This window comes from Variovorax sp. 10N420 (assembly GCF_056394705.1).
Genome location: NZ_JBFTIJ010000001.1, coordinates 866,048 through 884,744 on the forward strand (window position 1 = coordinate 866,048; position 18,697 = coordinate 884,744).

Annotated in this window: 17 protein-coding genes; 2 read left to right on the plus strand and 15 right to left on the minus strand. The window is 62.8% G+C overall.

What is annotated here, in order from left to right:
- Window positions 1–1,062 carry a lipocalin-like domain-containing protein gene (locus AC1DEK_RS04020; protein WP_478123889.1) on the plus strand — a complete coding sequence of 354 codons (1,062 nt, stop codon included), beginning with the start codon at window positions 1–3 and terminating at the stop codon, window positions 1,060–1,062.
- Between the two features lie 16 nt (window positions 1,063–1,078).
- Here AC1DEK_RS04020 and AC1DEK_RS04025 read toward each other — a convergent pair whose 3' ends face one another.
- The 10 genes from AC1DEK_RS04025 to AC1DEK_RS04070 all read right to left on the minus strand — a co-directional run bounded on the left by AC1DEK_RS04025 (window position 1,079) and on the right by AC1DEK_RS04070 (window position 12,432).
- Window positions 1,079–2,068, minus strand: a complete 990-nt coding sequence (locus AC1DEK_RS04025; protein WP_478123890.1) for a branched-chain amino acid ABC transporter permease — start codon at window positions 2,066–2,068, stop codon at window positions 1,079–1,081.
- A gap of 12 nt (window positions 2,069–2,080) precedes the next feature.
- The gene (locus AC1DEK_RS04030; RefSeq protein ID WP_478123891.1) at window positions 2,081–2,956 is read right to left on the minus strand and encodes a branched-chain amino acid ABC transporter permease; all 876 of its coding nucleotides are present in this window, start codon (window positions 2,954–2,956) and stop codon (window positions 2,081–2,083) included.
- A 42-nt stretch (window positions 2,957–2,998) separates the two neighbouring features.
- Window positions 2,999–4,192 carry an ABC transporter substrate-binding protein gene (locus AC1DEK_RS04035; protein WP_478123892.1) on the minus strand — a complete coding sequence of 398 codons (1,194 nt, stop codon included), beginning with the start codon at window positions 4,190–4,192 and terminating at the stop codon, window positions 2,999–3,001.
- Between the two features lie 176 nt (window positions 4,193–4,368).
- Window positions 4,369–5,565: an ABC transporter substrate-binding protein gene (locus AC1DEK_RS04040; protein ID WP_478123893.1), complete on the minus strand. Its 1,197-nt coding sequence runs from the start codon at window positions 5,563–5,565 to the stop codon at window positions 4,369–4,371.
- Between the two features lie 35 nt (window positions 5,566–5,600).
- Entirely contained in the window at window positions 5,601–6,311 is a 711-nt protein-coding gene (locus AC1DEK_RS04045; protein WP_478123894.1) for an ABC transporter ATP-binding protein, read from the minus strand.
- Window positions 6,311–7,081: an ABC transporter ATP-binding protein gene (locus AC1DEK_RS04050; RefSeq protein ID WP_478123895.1), complete on the minus strand. Its 771-nt coding sequence runs from the start codon at window positions 7,079–7,081 to the stop codon at window positions 6,311–6,313. The genes AC1DEK_RS04045 and AC1DEK_RS04050 overlap by 1 nt, the downstream gene beginning before the upstream one ends.
- 397 nt (window positions 7,082–7,478) lie before the next feature.
- Window positions 7,479–9,056, minus strand: coding sequence for a DHA2 family efflux MFS transporter permease subunit (locus AC1DEK_RS04055; RefSeq protein WP_478123997.1), 1,578 nt, complete (start codon window positions 9,054–9,056; stop codon window positions 7,479–7,481).
- Window positions 9,056–10,369 (minus strand): EmrA/EmrK family multidrug efflux transporter periplasmic adaptor subunit, encoded by a 1,314-nt coding sequence (locus AC1DEK_RS04060; RefSeq protein WP_478123896.1) that lies wholly within the window; start codon window positions 10,367–10,369, stop codon window positions 9,056–9,058. Before AC1DEK_RS04060 ends, AC1DEK_RS04055 begins: the two co-directional genes overlap by 1 nt.
- A 28-nt stretch (window positions 10,370–10,397) precedes the next feature.
- Window positions 10,398–11,897, minus strand: coding sequence for an efflux transporter outer membrane subunit (locus tag AC1DEK_RS04065; RefSeq protein ID WP_478123897.1), 1,500 nt, complete (start codon window positions 11,895–11,897; stop codon window positions 10,398–10,400).
- Window positions 11,878–12,432, minus strand: a complete 555-nt coding sequence (locus AC1DEK_RS04070) for a MarR family winged helix-turn-helix transcriptional regulator (RefSeq protein WP_478123898.1) — start codon at window positions 12,430–12,432, stop codon at window positions 11,878–11,880. Before AC1DEK_RS04070 ends, AC1DEK_RS04065 begins: the two co-directional genes overlap by 20 nt.
- Window positions 12,433–12,506: 74 nt before the next feature.
- Here AC1DEK_RS04070 and AC1DEK_RS04075 point away from each other — a divergent pair, with 74 nt between their 5' ends.
- Window positions 12,507–14,294, plus strand: coding sequence for an ABC transporter transmembrane domain-containing protein (locus AC1DEK_RS04075; protein WP_478123899.1), 1,788 nt, complete (start codon window positions 12,507–12,509; stop codon window positions 14,292–14,294).
- A gap of 21 nt (window positions 14,295–14,315) precedes the next feature.
- Here the strand turns inward: AC1DEK_RS04075 and AC1DEK_RS04080 are convergent, their stop codons facing one another.
- Genes AC1DEK_RS04080 through AC1DEK_RS04100 form a run of 5 tightly spaced genes read right to left on the minus strand, consistent with a single transcriptional unit; the run spans window position 14,316 to window position 18,688 of the window.
- Window positions 14,316–14,756 (minus strand): DUF1178 family protein, encoded by a 441-nt coding sequence (locus AC1DEK_RS04080; protein WP_478123900.1) that lies wholly within the window; start codon window positions 14,754–14,756, stop codon window positions 14,316–14,318.
- Between the two features lie 7 nt (window positions 14,757–14,763).
- The gene (locus AC1DEK_RS04085) at window positions 14,764–15,378 is read right to left on the minus strand and encodes an NUDIX domain-containing protein (RefSeq protein WP_478123901.1); all 615 of its coding nucleotides are present in this window, start codon (window positions 15,376–15,378) and stop codon (window positions 14,764–14,766) included.
- A gap of 10 nt (window positions 15,379–15,388) precedes the next feature.
- Window positions 15,389–15,691 (minus strand): DUF2818 family protein, encoded by a 303-nt coding sequence (locus AC1DEK_RS04090; protein WP_478123902.1) that lies wholly within the window; start codon window positions 15,689–15,691, stop codon window positions 15,389–15,391.
- Between the two features lie 9 nt (window positions 15,692–15,700).
- Window positions 15,701–17,188 (minus strand): NADH-quinone oxidoreductase subunit NuoN, encoded by a 1,488-nt coding sequence (gene nuoN, locus AC1DEK_RS04095; RefSeq protein WP_478123903.1) that lies wholly within the window; start codon window positions 17,186–17,188, stop codon window positions 15,701–15,703.
- Window positions 17,189–17,212: 24 nt separating this feature from the next.
- A complete protein-coding gene (locus AC1DEK_RS04100; RefSeq protein ID WP_478123904.1) occupies window positions 17,213–18,688 on the minus strand; it encodes an NADH-quinone oxidoreductase subunit M in 1,476 nt (491 codons plus the stop codon).
- Window positions 18,689–18,697 lie beyond the last annotated feature (9 nt).

The window sequence follows — 18,697 nt, forward strand, 5'->3', positions numbered from 1 at the left end:
ATGTCCGCGCGAGGCTTGTCCCGACGCATGTTGCTGCTGGGCATGGTCGCAGTCCCGGCCGCATGGGCGCTGCCGCCACGGCCGATGCAGTTCCCGCGCGACTTCGGCAGCCATCCCGATCTGAACACCGAGTGGTGGTACATCACCGGCCAAGCCAAGGCCCATGAGGGCTCTCGCGAGTTCGGATTTCAGGTGACTTTTTTTCGATCAAGAATTGCCGAGACGCAGTCGATGCGGTCCGATTTCGCCGCACGGCAGGTGATCTTTGCGCACGCGGCTGTGACCGATCTTCAAGGCCGCAAGCTCTGGCACGACCAGCGCATCGCCCGGGCGGGCTTCGGCATCGCATCGGCTTCGGAAGAGGACACGGATGTGCGGCTGCGCAACTGGACACTCCAGCGCGACGGCAAAGCCTATGTCGCACGGTTGCCAGCCGAGGGATTCGTACTCGACTTTCGCTTCGCGCCTACCCAGCCGGTGATGCTGCAAGGCGATGCCGGACTCTCGCGCAAAGGCCCGGACGTCGAACAAGCAAGCTACTACTACAGCGAACCGCAACTCGCCGCGCAGGGGCGCCTCACGCTTCAGGGTCGAAGCTTCGACGTGCAGGGCACCGCGTGGCTCGACCACGAATGGAGCAACGCCTATCTGCATCCAGATGCCGCAGGCTGGGACTGGATCGGCATGAATCTCTTCGATGGCAGCGCGTTGATGGCGTTTCGCATTCGGCGCCGCGACGGTTCCGCGCTATGGGCCGGAGGCTCGATGCGCAGCCCTGACGGCCGCATGCGCGTGTTCGGACCCGATGATTTGCACTTCGAGGCGACGAGCCGTTGGGTCAGCCCGAGGACGCGCGCGGACTATCCGATCGGCTGGCGCATCCAGACGCCTGCAGGCACCTTCAGCGTGCATCCGCTGCTCGAAGACCAGGAACTCGACAGCCGTGGTTCGACCGGCGCCGTGTACTGGGAAGGCCTGAGCGAACTGCGAGACTCGCAAGGCCGCGCAGTCGGCCGCGGCTACCTCGAACTGACAGGCTACGCGCAAGCGCTGAAGTTCTGAGGCCCCCGGACTCGCCTCAAGCCTTTCGGACTCCGCGCCGGCGGTCGATGAGCGCAATGATCTCGCCCATGATCCCGCGCCTGAATGCCAGCACGCAAATCACGAAGATCAAGCCGGTCACGATGGTGACGGATTCACCGAGCGTGTTGAACCAATCCACAGAAGTGATGCGCGCGAGCAGATGCCCGAATTCGCCGATCTTGTTTTCGAGCAGCACCACCACGGCCGAACCGACCAGCGGGCCAGACAGCGTGCCCAGGCCGCCGACCAGCGTCATCAAAATGACTTGGCCTGAAGCGCTCCAGTGCACGTCCGACAGCGTCGCAAAACCCAGCACCAGTGTCTTGAGCGAACCCGCAAGTCCCGACAACGCAGCCGAGATCACGAAAGCCAGCAGCTTGAAGCGGCTCACGTCATAGCCCAGCGACAGTGCGCGAGGCTCGTTTTCCTTGATGCCCTTGAGCACCTGGCCGAAGGGCGAATGGATGGTGCGAACGATCAGCAGGAAAGCAGCGACGACGATCACCAGCGTCACGTAGTACATGGTGAGATCGCTCTGCAGGTCGAGCACGCCGAAGAGCTTGCCGCGTGGAACGCCCTGGAGGCCGTCTTCGCCTCCGGTGAATCTGGCCTGCAGCGCGACGAAGAACACCATCTGCGCGAGCGCCAGGGTGATCATCGCGAAATAGATGCCCTGCCTGCGAATCGCCAGCACCCCGAAGAGCCAACCCAGCAGTGCGCCGGTAGCCGTGCCCGCGATGAGGCCGAGTTCCGGCGTCAGTCCCCAGACCTTCATGGCATGGCCCGCGACGTACGCCGAGCCGCCCAGAAAAGCTGCATGGCCGAAGGACAGCAAGCCCGTATAGCCAAGCAGCAGATTGAACGCCGAAGCGAACAGCGCGAAGCACATGAGCTTCATCACGAACACGGGATAGGCCCCGACGAAGGGCGCCACGATCAGCGCGACGAGCAGCAGCAGATAGATGACAGTTGAGAGTTTCTTCATTCGGCTGCCGTCTTATTTTTCTTTGCCGAACAGGCCGGCGGGGCGAATCAACAGCACGATGACCATGATGACGAAGACGACTGTGGACGAAGCCTCGGGATAGAAGACCTTGGTCAGACCTTCGATGACGCCGAGGCCCAGCCCGGTCAGGATGGCGCCCATGATGGAGCCCATGCCGCCGATCACGACCACCGCGAACACCACGATGATCAGGTTTTGCCCCATCAGCGGCGTGACCTGAATCACCGGCGCGGCGAGCACACCCGCAAACGCAGCCAGCGCAGCGCCGAATGCGTAGGTCAGCGTGATCATCAGCGGCACATTGACGCCGAACGCTTCGACCAGGCGGGGATTCTCGGTGCCGGCGCGCAGGTACGCACCGAGGCGAGTCTTCTCGATCACAAACCAGGTCGAGAAACACACGACCAGCGACGCCAGCACCACCCATGCGCGGTAGTTGGGCAGGATCATGAAGCCGAGATCGGTCGCGCTCGCCAGGGCATCGGGCGTGTCGTAGGCAAGCCCAGAAACACCGTAGATCGAGCGGAACACGCCTTCGATCAGCAGCGTCAGCCCGAGCGTGAGCAGCAGGCCGTACAGATGGTCGAGCTTGTAGATCCAGCGCAGCAGAAGCCGCTCGATGAGCACGCCGAAGACGCCGACGATCAACGGCGCCAGCACCAGCATGACCCAGTAGTTGACGTTGAAGTAGTTCATCGCCATCCACGTCGACACTGCGCCCATCATGAACAGCGCGCCATGGGCGAAGTTGATCACGTTGAGCAGGCCGAAGATCACCGCGAGCCCGAGGCTCAGGATGGCATAGAACGACCCGTTGACCAGCCCAAGGAGGAGCTGGCTCAGCAAGCCGGGAAGCGAAATGGTCATGAACGGTTCAACAGTCGCACAGGGGTCAATGCCAGGGGCTGGTTACTTCCAGAGATTGCACTTGCTCTCGGCCTTGGTCGTGAAGACCTCTTCGCCCGGGAGCTTGGCAACCACCTTGTAATAGTCCCACGGTTGCGTCGATTCAGCCGGGGACTTCACCTGCATCAGGTACATGTCATGCACGAAGCGGCCGTCGGCGCGAATCTGGCCCTTGGCGTAGAAGTCGTTGATCGGCATCTTCTTGAGTTCGGCCATGACCTTGTCGGCATCGGTGCTCTTGGCGTTCTGCACGGCCTTCAGGTAAGTCATGGTGGCCGAGTAGTCGGCGGCCTGGATATCGTTCGGCATGCGCTTGGTCTTGTCGAAGAACCGCTTGCCGAAGGCGCGGGTCTGCTCGTTCAGGTTCCAGTCCCAGCTCGTGGTGAGCAGCAGCCCTTCGGTGTTCTTCAGGCCCAGGCTGTGAATGTCGTTGATGAACACCAGCAGGCCCGCCATCTTCATGGTCTTGGTGACGCCGAATTCCTTGGCGGCCTTGATCGCGTTGATGGTGTCGCCGCCCGCGTTCGCCAGGCCAAGAATCTGAGCCTTTGAGTTTTGCGCCTGCAGCAGGAACGACGAGAAGTCAGACGCGTTGAGCGGATGCCTGACGCTGCCGACCACCGTGCCGCCCTTCTCCTTGACTACCTTGGCCGTGTCCGCTTCGAGCGCCGCACCGAACGCGTAGTCGGCGGTCAGGAAGAACCAGCTCTTGCCGCCGTTCGCCACCACCGCACCGCCGGTGCCCTTGGCGAGCGCCACGGTGTCATAAGCGTAATGCACGGTGTAGGGGCTGCATTGCTCATTGGTGAGCTGCGATGCGCCGGCGCCGTTGACCACGAAGACGCGCTTCTTCTCCTGAGCCACCTTCGCCATCGCGAGCCCGGTGCCTGAGTTCGTTCCACCGAACAGCATCGTGAGGTTGTCGGTGTCGATCCACTCGCGCGCCTTCGACGCTGCAATGTCCGCCTTGTTCTGGTGGTCGGCCGTCACCAGTTCGATCGGCAAGCCGTTGACCTTGCCACCGAAATCGTCGATCGCCATCTGGATCGCCGTCGCACCGCCCTTGCCTTCGACGTCTGCATAGAGACTGGACATGTCGGTAATGAACCCGATCTTGACCTTGTCCTCGGCGTGGGCTGCGCCAGCTGCGAGAGCGACGGCAATGGAAACAGTAGAAAGCGCAATGGTTTTATTCATGGTTGCAGATGATTGAGAGAAAACGGAATGTCGTGAGGGCCGCCGCGCCTGGCCGCCCGAGGCCTACCGCCCGAACACCAGAAACACCGCGGAACTGGCTTCGCCAGGCCGCTGGTGTTGCCCCCGACAGGGGGTAGGCGAAGCGACACGCAGTGCGCGCAGCCTGGGGGCGAGCTCTATTTCCACAACGCGCATTTGGAATCCGCCTTGGTCGTGAAGACCTGATCACCCGGCAGCTTGGCAACAACCTTGAGGTAGTCCCAGGGTTGCTTCGATTCGGCGGGCGATTTGACTTCGACCAGGTACATGTCGTGTACATAGCGGCCATCGGCGCGGATCTGGCCCTTGCCGTAGAAATCATCGATCTTCATGCTCTTGAGCTGCGCCATGACCTTGTCCGAATTGGTCGTCTTCGCGGCCTCAACGGCCTTGAGGTAGGTCATCGTGGCGGAGTAGTCCGCAGCCTGCACGTCCGTCGGCATGCGCTTGGTCTTGTCGAAGAAGCGCTTCGCAAACTTGCGCGTGTCGTCGTTGAGGTCCCAATACCAACTGGTGGTATTCAGCAGGCCTTCGGTGTTCTTCAGACCCAAGCTGTGGATGTCACTCAAAAAGATCAGCAAGCCCGCGAGCTTCATCGACTTCGTGATGCCGAATTCCTTGGCTGCCTTGATCGAGTTGATGGTGTCGCCGCCCGCATTGGCAAGACCCAGGATCTGCGCCTTGGAGTTCTGCGCCTGCAGCAGGAAGGAAGAGAAGTCCGAGGCATTGAGCGGATGCCGCACCGAACCCAGCACCGAGCCGCCTTTGGCCTTGATGACGGCGGTCGTGTCGGCTTCAAGTGCGTGGCCGAAAGCGTAGTCGGCGGTCAGGAAGAACCAGGTCTTGCCGCCGCGATCGACCACTGCGCCGCCGGTGCCCTTGGCGAGCGCCGCCGTGTCATACGCGTAGTGCACCGTGTAGGGGCTGCACTGCTCGTTCGTGAGTGCGGAGGCAGCGGCGCCGTTGTTGAAGTACACGCGCTTCTTTTCCTCCGCCACCTTGGCCGTCGCGAGCGCCGTGCCAGAGTTGGTGCCGCCGAAGACCATGGTCACGCCGTCGGTGTCGATCCATTCGCGCGCCTTCGAGGCTGCGATGTCGGCCTTGTTCTGGTGGTCCGCCGTGAGCAGCTCGATTGGCTGCCCGAGCGCCTTGCCGCCGAAGTCATCGATCGCCATCTGGATCGCCAGCGCACCGTTCTTTCCTTCGATGTCCGCATACAGGCTCGACATGTCGGTGACGAAGCCGATCTTCACCTTCTCCTGCGCGTGCGCGGGACCGGAAGCCATTGCCAGCGCAGCAACGGCCAGCGAGAGAGCAGAGAGTGCGTTCTTCATACAGGACTCCAATCGAATTGAAAGGTTGATAGGGATCAGACGCCGAGCAGCTCGTTGAGCACCGGCATCTTTGCTTCGAGTTCGGACGCGCCGAATTTCTCCACGATGCGACCGTGTTCCATGACGTAGAACCGGTCCGCAAGCGGCGCTGCAAAGCGGAAGTTCTGCTCGACCATGACCACCGTGTAGCCCTTGCCGCGCAAGGTATGGATCATGCGGGCGAGCGCCTGCACGATGACCGGGGCGAGCCCCTCGGAGATTTCGTCGAGCAGCAGCAGCTTGGCGCCCGTGCGCAAAATGCGCCCGACTGCCAGCATCTGCTGTTCACCACCCGAAAGCCGCGTGCCCTGGCTGTTTCGGCGCTCGGCAAGATTGGGGAACATGGCGTAGATCTCGTCCACCGACATGCCTGGTCCGGCACCTTTCAGCACCGGAGGCAGCAGCAGGTTTTCCTCGCACGAGAGGCTCGCGAAGATGCCGCGTTCCTCCGGGCAGTAGCCGATGCCATAGTGCGCGATCTTGTGCGTCGCCATGTCGATGGTCTCGGTGCCGTTCACCTTGATGCTGCCCTTGCGCGCACCGGTGAGCCCCAGGATGGCGCGCATCGTCGTGGTGCGCCCTGCCCCATTGCGTCCGAGCAGCGTGACCACTTCTCCCTGCTGCACGGTCATGTCGACGCCATGCAGCACGTGCGATTCGCCATACCAAGCCTGCAGACCACTGATTTCGAGTGCGGGGGCTGCCATCAGTGGGCTCCCTGCAGTTGACCGTCGGTGGTGCCCATGTAGGCTTCCATCACCTGTGGGTTGCGCGAAACCTCGGCGTACGGCCCTTCGGCCAGCACAGCGCCGCGCTGCAGGACCGTGATCGTGTCGGCGATGGTCGACACCACGCTCATGTTGTGCTCCACCATCAGGATCGTGCGGCCGGCGGAGACGCGCTTGATGAGTTCGGCCACGCGATGCACATCTTCGTGGCCCATGCCCTGGGTCGGCTCGTCCAGCAGCATCAGTTCCGGCTCCATGGCGAGCGTGGTCGCGATTTCGAGCGCGCGTTTGCGGCCGTAGGGAAGGTTCACCGTCAGTTCGTCGGCCAGGTCCTCGAGACCCACTTCGGCCAGGAGCTGCCGCGCCCGCGCGTTGAGCGGCGTCAGGGATTTTTCGCTCTTCCAGAAGTGGTACGAAGTGCCCAGCGCCCGTTGCAGCCCCAGGCGCACGTTCTCGAGCAAGGTCAGGTGCGGAAACACCGCAGAGATCTGAAACGAGCGAATGATGCCGCGCCGCGCAATTTCGGCGGGGCGTTCGCTGGTGATGTCCTGTCCGTTGAACAGGATCGTTCCGGAAGTCGGCTCCAGGAACTTCGTCAGCAGATTGAAGCAGGTCGTCTTGCCTGCGCCATTGGGCCCAATTAGCGCGTGGATGGAACCGCGCACCACCGACAGGTCAACCTTGCTGACCGCGGTAAAGCCCTTGAATTCCTTGGTGAGCTGGCGCGTTTCGAGAATGATGTCCGTCATCTCGCGCGTTCACCCTCGTACTCAAAAAAAGTTTCGTTCATGCGATCAGTCCGCGCGTTCTCACCATGAGCCGCGCCGACCGCATTGTTTGCAGCCGTAACGAAACTTGCCTACCGGGGTAACCCCGGCTCCCCCCAGGCTTCGCGCACTTTGTGTCGCTTCGCCTACCCCCTACCGGGGGCGCCGCCAGCGGCCCGGCGAAGCCGGTTCCGCGGCGGCTCTGGAATAGCGTCGCGCCTGAACCACAACCACGCCATCTGGTGAACCGCGGCCAGCGGAGCGTGGCCCGTTGTTGGTGAACACCGCGGAACTGGCTTTGCCAGGCCGCTGGTGTTGCCCCCGGTAGGGGGTAGGCGAAGCGACACAAAGTGCGCGTAGCCTGGGGGCGAGCAACAGGCTAGTGCGCTCCAGCGGCGGCGTCGGAGGCGCCGGGGCCTCGGGCGGGCTTGGCCAGCCAGACCAGCGGGATCAGCAGGAGGAAAAGGATGGCCGAGCCGTAGAAGACGTCGGAGGACGCGAGCATGAAGGCTTGCTGGTCGACCAGGCGGTTGAGTTGGCCGAGGACCTGTTCGGGGCTGAAGCCGCTGCTGCCGAGACCCGCGATTGCGCTGCTTGCGGCCGAGTTGCCTTGAGTGACGGATTCAACCAGTTGCGCGTGATGCAAGGCCGCGCGGTTCTCCCACAGCGTGGTCGCGGTCGAAGTGCCAATGGCGCCGGCGGTGATCCGGAGGAAGTTCGACAGGCCCGAGGCTGCGGGGATTCGGTCGGGTGTCAGGCCTGACAAGGTGATCGTGACCAGCGGAATGAAGAAGAACGCCATCGCAACGCCCTGGATGATCGTCGGGATCATGATCGTCCAGAAGTCGGCCTGGGTGTTGAAGTTCGAACGCATCCACAACACCAGCGCGAACACGAGGAACGAGAAGGTCGCGTAGCGGCGCGGATCGACCTTCGCGACGGTGAGGCCGACGATTGGCGAGAAGAAGATCGCCAGCATCCCCACAGGCGCCATGATCATCCCGGCCTGCGTGGCCGTATAACCCATGAACTGCTGCAGCCACAGCGGCAGCAGCACCACGTTGCCGAAGAACAATCCGTACGCCACGGCCGTCGCGAATGCCCCTGACCAGAAGTTGCGCCGCTTGAACAGTGACAGGTCGACCACGGGATGTTTGTCGGTGAGTTCCCACACGAGGAAGAAAGCGAAGCCAACCGTCGCCACGATGGCGAGCGCCACGATCTGGCCCGAATGGAACCAGTCCAGTTCCTTGCCCTTGTCCAGCATGAGCTGGAGCGACCCGACCCATAGAACCAGCAGTGCAAGCCCAATGCTGTCGATGGGCACCTTGCGCGTGCCACTTTCGCGCTTGCGATAGATGGTCCACGTGATGCCCGCAGCCAGCAGGCCCACGGGGATGTTGATGTAGAAGATCCATGGCCACGAGATGTTGTCAGTGATCCATCCGCCGAGCAGGGGACCCATGACGGGCGCGACGAGCGTGGTCATTGACCACATTGCCATCGCGAGGCCGGCCTTGGCGCGCGGATAGCTCGACAGGAGCAAGGTCTGCGACAGCGGAATCATGGGCCCCGCGACAAAGCCTTGAATGGCGCGGAACGCGATCAGCATGGTCATGTTGGGCGCGAGGCCGCACAGCCATGAGCTGATGATGAAAAGCAGCACGCTCGCCATGAACAGGCGCACTTGGCCAAAGCGCTGCGTCAGCCAGCCGGTGAGCGGAACCGCGATGGCGTTGGCCACCGCGAAGCTCGTGATGACCCAGGTACCTTGCGTCGAACTGACACCCAGGTCGCCAGCGATCGCGGGCAGCGAAACGTTCGCGATCGACGTGTCCAGCACGTTCATGAAGGTCGCGGCAGACAGCGCGATGGTGCCCCACAGGCGGGCAGAGCCCTCGAGTGGGGGCAAGGGCTGGGAAGCGGGGGCGTTGGACATCGCGCGAGCCCGATCGATCAGCCGGGCTGTCCCTGCGTGCCCGCCGGGATGCTGGAGTTGGTGCCGCCGCTCTGCGTCGGCGTCTTGCCGGGCAACTCGCGGCCGAGGTTCGCGGCGATGATGCGCTGCACTTCGGCGTCAGCGCCGTGTTCCAGCCTACTGTAGACCTCCGTCTGGCTTGCCGCGGCTTCGCGAGGTGCATCGGCCAGCATCTTGCCGTTCTTGTCCCTCACGTCGATTTCGGCGTCCATCGAGAGCCCCACGCGCAGGGGGTTGGCCTTGAGCTGCTCGGCATCGAGCCCGATGCGAACGGGCACGCGCTGCACGACCTTGATCCAGTTGCCCGTGGCATTCTGCGCCGGCAGCAGCGCAAAGGCTGCACCGGTGCCGACGCCGAGACCGGCCACGTGCCCGTCGTACTCGACCTTCTTTCCGTAGAGGTCAGCCGTCAGCTTGACGGGCTGGCCGATACGGATGTTGCGCAACTGCACTTCCTTGAAGTTGGCATCGACCCAGAGCTGGTTGAGCGGAACGATCGACATCATGGGCGTGCCGGCCGTCACGCGCTGGCCGAGTTGCACCGTCCGCTTGGCGACGTAGCCATCCACTGGCGCCGGCATCCCGACGCGCTGGGTCGCGAGATAGGCTTCGCGCACCTTGGCAGCGGCGGCCTGCACGCTGGGATGCTGCTCGACCTTCGTACCTTCGGTCAGCGACTGGTTGCTCGCCAGCTGTTCGCGCGCCGCGAGCAGATTGGCTTGTGCAGCCGCCAGCGCGCTCTTCGCATTGGCGAGCGCGGTTTCGGAGTGGTTGAGCTCTTCTTTCGACACTGCGCCGTTGCCGGCCAGCGCCTGGCGACGCTTCAGGTCGTCCTGCGCGCGTGCGATATCGCTCTGCGCCCTGACGATATCGGCCTGGCGAAGCGAGACTTGCGCGGCCAGCGATGCGTTGTTGACATACAGCGTGCGCGCCTGCCGCACCGCTTGGGCAAGCGCGGCTTCCGCCTGGTCAAGCGCCACCTTTGCGTCGGACGGATCGAGCTGAACCAACGGCTGCCCGGCCTTGACGAAGTCGGTGTCGTCGGCATTGATCGCCATCACCGTGCCGGCGATCTGCGGTGTGATCTGGATCACGTTGCCCTGCACATAAGCGTTGTCGGTGGACTCGTAGTGGCTGGCGACCAACCACTCGTACACACCCCATCCAGCGCCTGCAAGCACGACGACGGTTGCGAGCGCGGTCAATGCGCGGCGGCGCTTGTTGTTCGGAGCCGGCGCGTCAGCAGCGGACTCGGCCGGTGCTGCGGGATTGGCGGCATTGTTGTTTTCCATGGCGATGTCTTTCGGGTTCAGAACGTGTTCAGGGGTGTGCGGTTTTGGAGTCGGCGACGGCAGTCCGGGCGTCCGGCTGCCAACCGCCGCCGAGTGCGCGGATCAGTCCGACCTGGGTGTCATATGCGCGAGCGGCGAGGTCAACGTTTTCGCGGCGCTGCCCCAGCACGGTGACTTCGGCGGACAGCACATCGAGATAGTTGCCGAGGCCCGCGCTGTAGCGCTGCACGGCGATGTCGTAGGCCGCTTCCGCAGCATCCTGGCCTTCGCGCTGCTGCACCCGCTGGCGCGCGACGGATTGCACGCTGGTGATCTGGTCGGCGACGTCGCGGACGGCGTCAAGGACGGCCGAGTTGTAGGTGTCGATCGCGCTGTCCAGGTCGGCCGCCTTCCCTCGCAGGTTCGCGCGCAACCGGCCACCTTCGAAGATCGGCAGGCGAATCGCGGGCCCGACGCCCCACTGCTGGCTGTCCGCCTTGAGCAGATTGCCGAAGCCGATGCTCTGGAAACCCGCGAACGCCACGAGATTGACGTTGGGATAGAACTGGGTCTTGGCATTCTTCACGTCGCTGCTCGCCGATTCCACGCGGAAGCGTGCGGCGGCAATGTCGGCGCGCAGGCCGAGCAGATCGGCGGGGATGGCCGACTGCAGCGCAATCGGCTTCAGACCTTCGAGGCTGGGCGCAGCGAGCGCCTGTGTCGCGCTCGGCTTGGCGACGAGCGCGTCCAGCGCATGCTGGGAAATCGCAATCTGCTCGTTCAGCGCCTCAATCTCCTGGCGCGCCTCGGGGATGCTGGCTTCACTCTGCTTCAACTGGAGCCGCGTATCGAGCCCGGCCGATACTCGGTCGCGAACCAGCTTGAAGAGCTCTTCCCGCTGGGCAAGCGTACGCTCGGCTACCGCCAGGCGATCATGCAGGCGGGCCCATTGGATGTAGCCACGCGCAACGTTGCTGGCAAGCAGCACGCGCGCGGCATCCGCGTCTGCAGCGGCGGCGTTGGCAGAGCCGATCGCGCTTTCGAGCGCCGTACGGTTCTTGCCGAAGAAGTCAATTTCCCAGCCTGCGTTGAGCTGCAAGTTGCCGGAGGGCTGCACTGAGCCGCCCAGCGGCGCCGGATAGATGTAGTTGCCCGAGAACTTCTGCCGGGTGAGGTCCAGCGCGCCGTCTACGCGCGGCTTGTCCGTCGATTCGGCGACCGAGACTGCGGCCTGTGCGCGCGCGAGACGCGAACGAGCCACTTGCAGGTTGGGATTGCCCTCGAGTGCCTGGTCGACCAGCGCGTTCAGTTGCGGGTCACCGAAGGCGAGCCACCACTGACTGTCGATCTTGGGCGAAGCGACTGCGGCGGCCGTCTGCGTCGAAGCGGGCGCCGTCAGGCCGAGGGAATCCGCATCGCGCATCTTGGCGGGCGACGACATGCTGCCCATGTCGGCACAGCCGGCAAGCGCGACTGCGGCGACTGCGGTCACGGCTGCCGCCACGGCGGTCGTTCGACGCAGAGCGCCCTCAGGAAGAAGATGAATCATTTTTTTCTCCACGGGCCGACAGGGCCTGTGCGTTATCAAGGATGCGGCGCAAATAGCTCTTGAGCTGTTCCCATTCCTCATTCGTGAAGCCGGCAAGATGCTCGTTCTGCACGCGGCTCAGCAAATGCGGTACTTGTTCGGCGGCGGCACGGCCTTCATCAGTGAGTTCGATGTTGACCACACGCCGGTCGGCGATCGAGCGTACGCGTCGGCAAAGACCCTTTGCTTCGAGGCGGTCGAGCAGCCGGGTCATGGCGCCCGTGTCGAGCTCGCACTCGCGCGCCAACTCAGCCACCGTCGTTGCGTGCCCCATATGCAGCTTGTGCAACGGCACCCACTGCGGATAGGTCGGGCTGCCGGGCTCACACATGCGGACTTCGACAGCTTGGCCGACCGCCGTCATGATGCGGCGCATGAGGTAGCCAATGCTCTCTTCCGACCGGTAGTTCTCGGCCTTGTAGAAGGCTTTGACCGGTAGCGGTTTTCCAGCCGGGGAAACCTGGGACTTGGTTTCGTGACTCTTGGAATCGGACATGTCTGAATATTAGTTGCCGCGACAATTACTGTCAAGGCGACCTTTGCAGGGGCAGCGTTAGATAGAATCTCGCGATGGCCTCATCCGCTTCCCCCGCGCCAGCAGCCAAAGGCTCTCCCAAATCGCTGTCCGGGCTGGCTCCGTTCCTCCGCCCGTATCGCGTCCAGATCGGCTTTGCCGGCGTTTTTCTCGTCCTCGCGGCGGCGACCACCCTGGTCTTTCCCCTGGCCTTGCGAAGCCTCATCGATGGCGGCCTGGTTTCCAGCGACAAGGGTGCCCAGACGATGGCCCTGCGCAACCACTTCGTTGCGCTTTTCGCCGTCGCCGTTGCCCTCGGCCTCTTTTCCGCAGCGCGTTTCTATACCGTCAGTTGGCTCGGCGAACGCGTGACCGCGGACCTGCGCAATGCGGTCTATTCGCACGTGCTCCGGCAAAGCCCGGCCTTTTTCGAAACCACCCAGACCGGCGAAGTGCTTTCGCGGCTGACCGCCGACACCACCCTCGTGCAGACCGTGGTGGGCTCTTCGCTGAGCATGGGACTGCGCAATGCGGTGATGGGGATCGGCGCTCTCGCCATCCTGATCTGGACGAATCCTTACGTCATGGTGCAGGTGCTCGGCGTCCTGGTGCTGGTGGTGCTGCCCAGCATGTGGTTCGGGCGGCGCGTTCGCAAGCTGTCGCGCGCTAGCCAGGATCGCGTCGCGGACTCGAGCGCGATCGCCGCCGAAGTGCTCAATGCCATTCCTGTCGTCCAGAGCTACACGGCGGAAGCGCGCGAAGCCGCTCGTTTCGACGCATCGACCGACAGCGCCTTCCACACCGCGGTGCGCCGTACCAAGGCGCGCTCCGTCCTCGTGGCTTTCATCATCATCGCCACCTCGGCCGCTTTGCTGTGGGGTCTGTACCAGGGCACGCAAGCGGTCCTTCACGGGGAGATCACGGCAGGCCACCTCGGGCAGACTGTGGTGTACGTGATCATCCTCGCGAGTGCCGCTGCCGTGCTCGGGGAGGTCTACGGTGACTTGCTGCGTGCAGCCGGCGCGACGGAACGCCTCATGGAACTGCTCCACGCGAAGCCGGTGATCCTCTCGCCTGCCCATCCCGCTCAGGCAATCGTTCCGGTCGCCGGCAGCGCCGTCAGCTTCGAGAGCGTGAGCTTTCACTACCCCTCCCGGCCCGACGCCCCTGCCTTGCGCGACTTCAGCCTGAGTGTGGCCCCCGGCGAAACTGTGGCGCTCGTCGGCTCGAGCGGCGCGGGCAAGAGCACAGTCTTCCAGCTCCTGCTGCGTTATTACGATCCGCAGGCGGGGCGCATCGTGTTGGACGGTGCATCGCTTTCGGCCCTTTCGCTTGGCGAGCTACGCAATCGCATCGGCCTGGTACCACAGGACGCGGTGATCTTCTCGACCAGCGCACTCGAAAACATCCGCTACGGCCGGCCCGAAGCAAGCGTCGAAGAGGTCCACGCTGCAGCAAAGGCTGCATTCGCCGACGGCTTTCTTCGTGCACTGCCAGAGGGGTATGACACCTTCCTGGGCGAGCGCGGCGTGCGCCTGTCGGGCGGCCAGCGCCAGCGCATCGCCATCGCACGCGCCATGCTCAAGAACCCGCCGTTGCTCCTGCTCGATGAGGCGACGAGTGCGCTTGACGCCGAGAGCGAACGCATGGTCCAGGCCGCACTTGAATCCGCAATGACGGGCCGCACCACGATCGTGATCGCGCATCGGCTGGCAACGGTGCAAAAGGCAGATCGAATCGTCGTGCTGGACCACGGCGGCATCATCGAACAAGGAACGCATTCGGCGCTCGTTGCGCAGAACGGCGTCTATGCGCGCTTGGCGGCACTGCAGTTCGCAGCCTAATCCCGCGCCGGCACCGCAGCGTTACTGCAGTGTTTCCTTGAGTGCCGGCGGCAGCGGCAATGAAAAGACGGGAATCCCCTCTTCAACGAGAGTTTGGGCCTGCTCGCGCGTGGTCTGGCCGCGAATGCCGCGCTCTTCGACCTCGCCGTAGTGCATCTTGCGAGCCTCCTCCGCAAACCGATCGCCGACGTCCTCGGTCTGCGCGATGACCTCACGCATTGCCCGCAACAATCGCCCTTCCGGAGATTCTCCGGTCGCGGGCTGCGCAGCTTGCACCTCGGCAGGCGGCTTGGAGCTACCCAGGTTCAGCCGAGGCGCAGTCAGCAGCTTGGTGATTGCCGTGCTGCCGCAAACGGGGCATTCGACGAGACCAGCCGCGAGCTGCGCGTCAAAGGCTTCCTGCGAGGCGAACCACCCTTCGAAGCCATGTCCGTGCGTGCATTGGAGGTTAAGGACCTTCATCGGCAGATTATCCGCCGGCGTCCGCGGGAGCAAAGCTTTGCCAGTCGAGCGACCATGCGCCGGAGAGGACGTTTTCCATCCAAAGCGCGCACGTCTGCGATTTTGCGTCTGTCACGGTGCCGTCGCGGCACCACTCCAGTACCTCTTCTGGCGTGGCGGTGATCACGTCGAGAAATTCGCCGTGGTCGAGTTGTCTCGCTCCGAGCGACAGCCCGCGGGCAAAGTAGATATGGATGATCTCGGTGGAGTAGGCGACCGCAAGGTGCATGACCCCGGCTCGGGCCCATTCACGCGCGGTATAACCGGTTTCCTCCAGCAGCTCACGCTGCCCGCAAACAAGCGGATCCTCCCCTGCATCGAGCTTGCCGGCAGGAAACTCGGTCATCACGTGAGCCACGGGATAGCGGTATTGCCGCTCGAGGACCAATCGCCCGTCGTCCAAAAGCGGAACCACCACGACCGCGCCAGGATGCACCACATATTCGCGTGTTGCCGTGTGACCGTCCGGAAGCCGAACCGTGTCGCGCTTGGCGCGCAGGAAGTTGCCTTGAAAGAGCAGCTCGCTTGCCGTGCATTCTTCCCGAAGATGTGCGTCGGCTTGCGTCGAGGTCGTCTTGGTCATGCGAGATCCTTCAGCGGTGCTTCATGAGATAGCGCCACGTGAAGCCTGGAAATGCCAGCACGATGAAGAGTGCGCCGGTAACGGCATAGAACTCCCAGCCTTGCGGCGCAATCTGGCCCACGCGACGCTCGAACAGGAGTCCGACCCCGCCTGCGACGAAATAGAGTACCACCAGCTCGCCGAGCCTGATGGCCAGCGACTTCACGCGGCGGGTCAGTGGCACCAACCCGAGCACGCGCTCAGTGAGGAACGGGAGGTTGGCCGCCGACAACGCCACCAGCAAGACCAGCCAGACCGACGCGCTTTGCGACACAGCGCTCGATCAGGTCGCCAGCGTGGCCACGATCGCGCGTGCGCACAGCGTCATGAGCCCACCGGGCAAGATGCCGAGCAGCAGGATCAAGGCGCCGTTGAGCGTTAGCACCGTACGTACGTCGAAGGGTGCGGAAACCGTGGTCGCCGTCAAAGGTGCGTCGAAGTACATCACCTTGACCACGCGCAGATAGTAGAAGGCTCCAATCAAGGACATCACCACGGCGAACACAGCGAGCGCGATGTACATCGCCTGACCCGAAGCGATCAGCGCCTGCAATACAGCAAGCTTGGCATAGAAGCCAACCAGCGGAGGCACCCCCGCCAGGGAGAACATCGCGACCGCCATCACGCCTGCGTACAGGGGGCTGCGCTGGTTCAAGCCCGCCAAGTCCGTGATCTCTTCGCTCTCGAACCCCTCACGCGCCAGCAGCAGGATGATGCCGAAGCTCGCGAGCGTCGTGAGCACGTAGGTGATCATGTAGAACATCGACGCGCTGTATGCGAATTGCGCGTTGTACGTATTTCCGTTGACAACACCCGCGACCAGGCCGAGCAGCATGAAGCCCATCTGTCCAATGGTCGAATAGGCAAGCATTCGCTTGAGATTCGTCTGCGCGATCGCAGCGAGGTTGCCGACCAACAGTGACGCAATCGAGAGCAATGCGAGCATCTGCTGCCAATCGATCGCGAGCGGAAGCAGTCCTTCCACCAGCAAACGCATGATGATCGCAAAAGCGGCAAGCTCCGGAGCGGCGCCGATCAACAGAGTGACGGAAGTCGGAGCGCCCTGGTAGACGTCGGGCACCCACATGTGGAAAGGGGCCGCACCGATCTTGAAGGCAAGCCCGGCGACGATGAAGACCAAGCCGAAGACCAGCACCTGATGGTTCACCTTCCGGCTCGCGATGGCCTTGAACACTTCGTTGATGTCGAGCGAACCGGTCGCGCCATACATCATCGACAGGCCGTAGAGCAAGAAGCCACTTGCCATCGCGCCAAGCACGAAATATTTCATGGCCGCTTCGCTTGCGATCGCGTTGTCGCGGCGCAAGGCCACCAGGGCGTAGCTCGATAGCGTCAACAGTTCGAGGCCGAGATAGAGCAACAGAAAATTGCTGCCGGAAATCATCACGAACATGCCCAGCAACGCGAACATGCTGATGGTGAACAACTCGCCGCCGCGGAGCATGCCGCGGTCGGCTGAATAAGGCCGGCCGTATACGAGTGTGACCATCAATGCCAAGGTCGAGAAACACTTGAGCCAGTTACCCATCGGATCACTGACAACCATGCCGGCAAAGCCATAGATCGTCTTGCCTTCGGCCGCGTTGAAGCCAGTGAGCACGGCGACCACTGCCAGCGTGAGCAGCGTCAAGATATAAGTCGCGGTACGCCGCGGGCTGGTGGTTGACAGATCCAGCAGCGCGATGACGCACGCCATGATCAGCAGCACCACCTCGGGGTAGATCGTCATCCAGCTGAGTTTGTCAATCATCTCGTTCTCTTGTTCAGCGTGGAATTAGGGCAGCTTTGAAATGGCCACGTGCCGGAGCAATTCGGTCACTGACGAGTCCATGACATCGGTGAAAGGCTTCGGATAGATACCCATCCACAGCACTGCGATAGCGAGCAGCGCCAGCATGAGAAATTCTCGCGCGCCAATATCGCTGAGTTCCTTGACGTGGTCGTTGCCAGGGACGCCCAGGTAAACGCGCTTGTACATCCAGAGCGTGTAGGCCGCGCCAAAGATCAGGGCCGTTGCCGCGCCCAGGCCGAGCCAGAAGTTCGCCTTGACGGCGCCGAGGATCACCATCCATTCGCCAACGAATCCAGCCGTACCCGGAAGCCCGCAGTTGGCCATCGCAAAAAGAAGTGCAAAGGCGGCGAACTTGGGCATCGTGTTCACCACGCCGCCGTAGTCGGCAATCTGGCGCGAATGAACGCGGTCATAGAGCACGCCGATGCAAAGGAACATCGCACCCGAAACAAACCCGTGCGAGATCATCTGCACGATGCCGCCGGCCACGCCGATCTCGTTGAAGATGAAGAAGCCCAATGTCACGAAACCCATATGAGCCACCGACGAGTACGCGACCAGCTTCTTCATGTCCTGCTGGACCAGCGCAACCAGGCCCACATAGATCACGGCAATCAAGGACAGCGCGATCATCAACCAGGCCCATTCGTGCGAAGCGTCCGGTGCGATGGGCATCGAAAAACGAAGGAAGCCGTAGGCACCCAGTTTCAGCATGATCGCAGCCAGCACCGCGGAGCCGCCGGTAGGCGCTTCGACGTGCACGTCAGGCAACCACGTATGGACTGGCCACATTGGAACCTTGACCGCGAACGCAGCAAAGAACGCAAAGAACAGGAATGTCTGGGCGCTCGCGCCGAGTGGCAGCTTGTGCCAGGTCAGGATGTCGAAGCTCCCGCCCGACGTGTTGTACAGATAGATCAACGCGACCAGCATCAACAGCGAGCCGAGCAGCGTGTAGATGAAGAACTTGAAAGCCGCATAGATCTTGTTCGGACCGCCCCAGATGCCGATGATCAGATACATCGGGATCAGCGTGGCTTCGAAGAAGACGTAGAACAGGATGCCGTCGAGCGCGGAAAAGGTGCCGATCATGAGACCGGACAGGATCAGGAACGCACCCATGTACTGGTTCACGCGTTCAGTGATCACTTCCCAGGCTGAAATCACCACGATGACCGTGATGAACGCCGTCAACAGCACGAGCCAGAACGAAATGCCGTCGAGGCCGACGTGATAGTTGACGTTGAAGCGCTCGATCCAACTTGCCTTCTCCACGAACTGCATCTCCGCAGTTCCGGTCTTGAAATTGGAATAGAGCGGCAGAGTGACAAGGAAACTCGCAACCGAACCGACCAGCGCAATCCAGCGCACGACAGTCGCCTGACTGTCCCGACCGAAAGCCAGCAACACTACGCCGAAGGCAATCGGCATCCAGATGGCAAGGCTCAACAGACCCATTTTTGTTTT

Excerpts from the sequence above, each read along its gene's own strand:
- AC1DEK_RS04035 (WP_478123892.1), bottom strand. The coding sequence starts at position 4,192 with ATGAATAAAACCATTGCGCTTTCTACTGTTTCCATTGCCGTCGCTCTC.
- AC1DEK_RS04025 (WP_478123890.1), bottom strand. The coding sequence starts at position 2,068 with ATGAAGAAACTCTCAACTGTCATCTATCTGCTGCTGCTCGTCGCGCTG.
- AC1DEK_RS04040 (WP_478123893.1), bottom strand. The coding sequence starts at position 5,565 with ATGAAGAACGCACTCTCTGCTCTCTCGCTGGCCGTTGCTGCGCTGGCA.
- AC1DEK_RS04085 (WP_478123901.1), bottom strand. The coding sequence starts at position 15,378 with ATGACCAAGACGACCTCGACGCAAGCCGACGCACATCTTCGGGAAGAA.
- AC1DEK_RS04060 (WP_478123896.1), bottom strand. The coding sequence starts at position 10,369 with ATGGAAAACAACAATGCCGCCAATCCCGCAGCACCGGCCGAGTCCGCT.
- AC1DEK_RS04020 (WP_478123889.1), top strand. The coding sequence starts at position 1 with ATGTCCGCGCGAGGCTTGTCCCGACGCATGTTGCTGCTGGGCATGGTC.
- AC1DEK_RS04030 (WP_478123891.1), bottom strand. The coding sequence starts at position 2,956 with ATGACCATTTCGCTTCCCGGCTTGCTGAGCCAGCTCCTCCTTGGGCTG.
- AC1DEK_RS04065 (WP_478123897.1), bottom strand. The coding sequence starts at position 11,897 with ATGATTCATCTTCTTCCTGAGGGCGCTCTGCGTCGAACGACCGCCGTG.
- nuoN (WP_478123903.1), bottom strand. The coding sequence starts at position 17,188 with ATGATTGACAAACTCAGCTGGATGACGATCTACCCCGAGGTGGTGCTG.
- AC1DEK_RS04100 (WP_478123904.1), bottom strand. The coding sequence starts at position 18,688 with ATGGGTCTGTTGAGCCTTGCCATCTGGATGCCGATTGCCTTCGGCGTA.
- AC1DEK_RS04075 (WP_478123899.1), top strand. The coding sequence starts at position 12,507 with ATGGCCTCATCCGCTTCCCCCGCGCCAGCAGCCAAAGGCTCTCCCAAA.
- AC1DEK_RS04050 (WP_478123895.1), bottom strand. The coding sequence starts at position 7,081 with ATGACGGACATCATTCTCGAAACGCGCCAGCTCACCAAGGAATTCAAG.
- AC1DEK_RS04045 (WP_478123894.1), bottom strand. The coding sequence starts at position 6,311 with ATGGCAGCCCCCGCACTCGAAATCAGTGGTCTGCAGGCTTGGTATGGC.
- AC1DEK_RS04080 (WP_478123900.1), bottom strand. The coding sequence starts at position 14,756 with ATGAAGGTCCTTAACCTCCAATGCACGCACGGACATGGCTTCGAAGGG.
- AC1DEK_RS04070 (WP_478123898.1), bottom strand. The coding sequence starts at position 12,432 with ATGTCCGATTCCAAGAGTCACGAAACCAAGTCCCAGGTTTCCCCGGCT.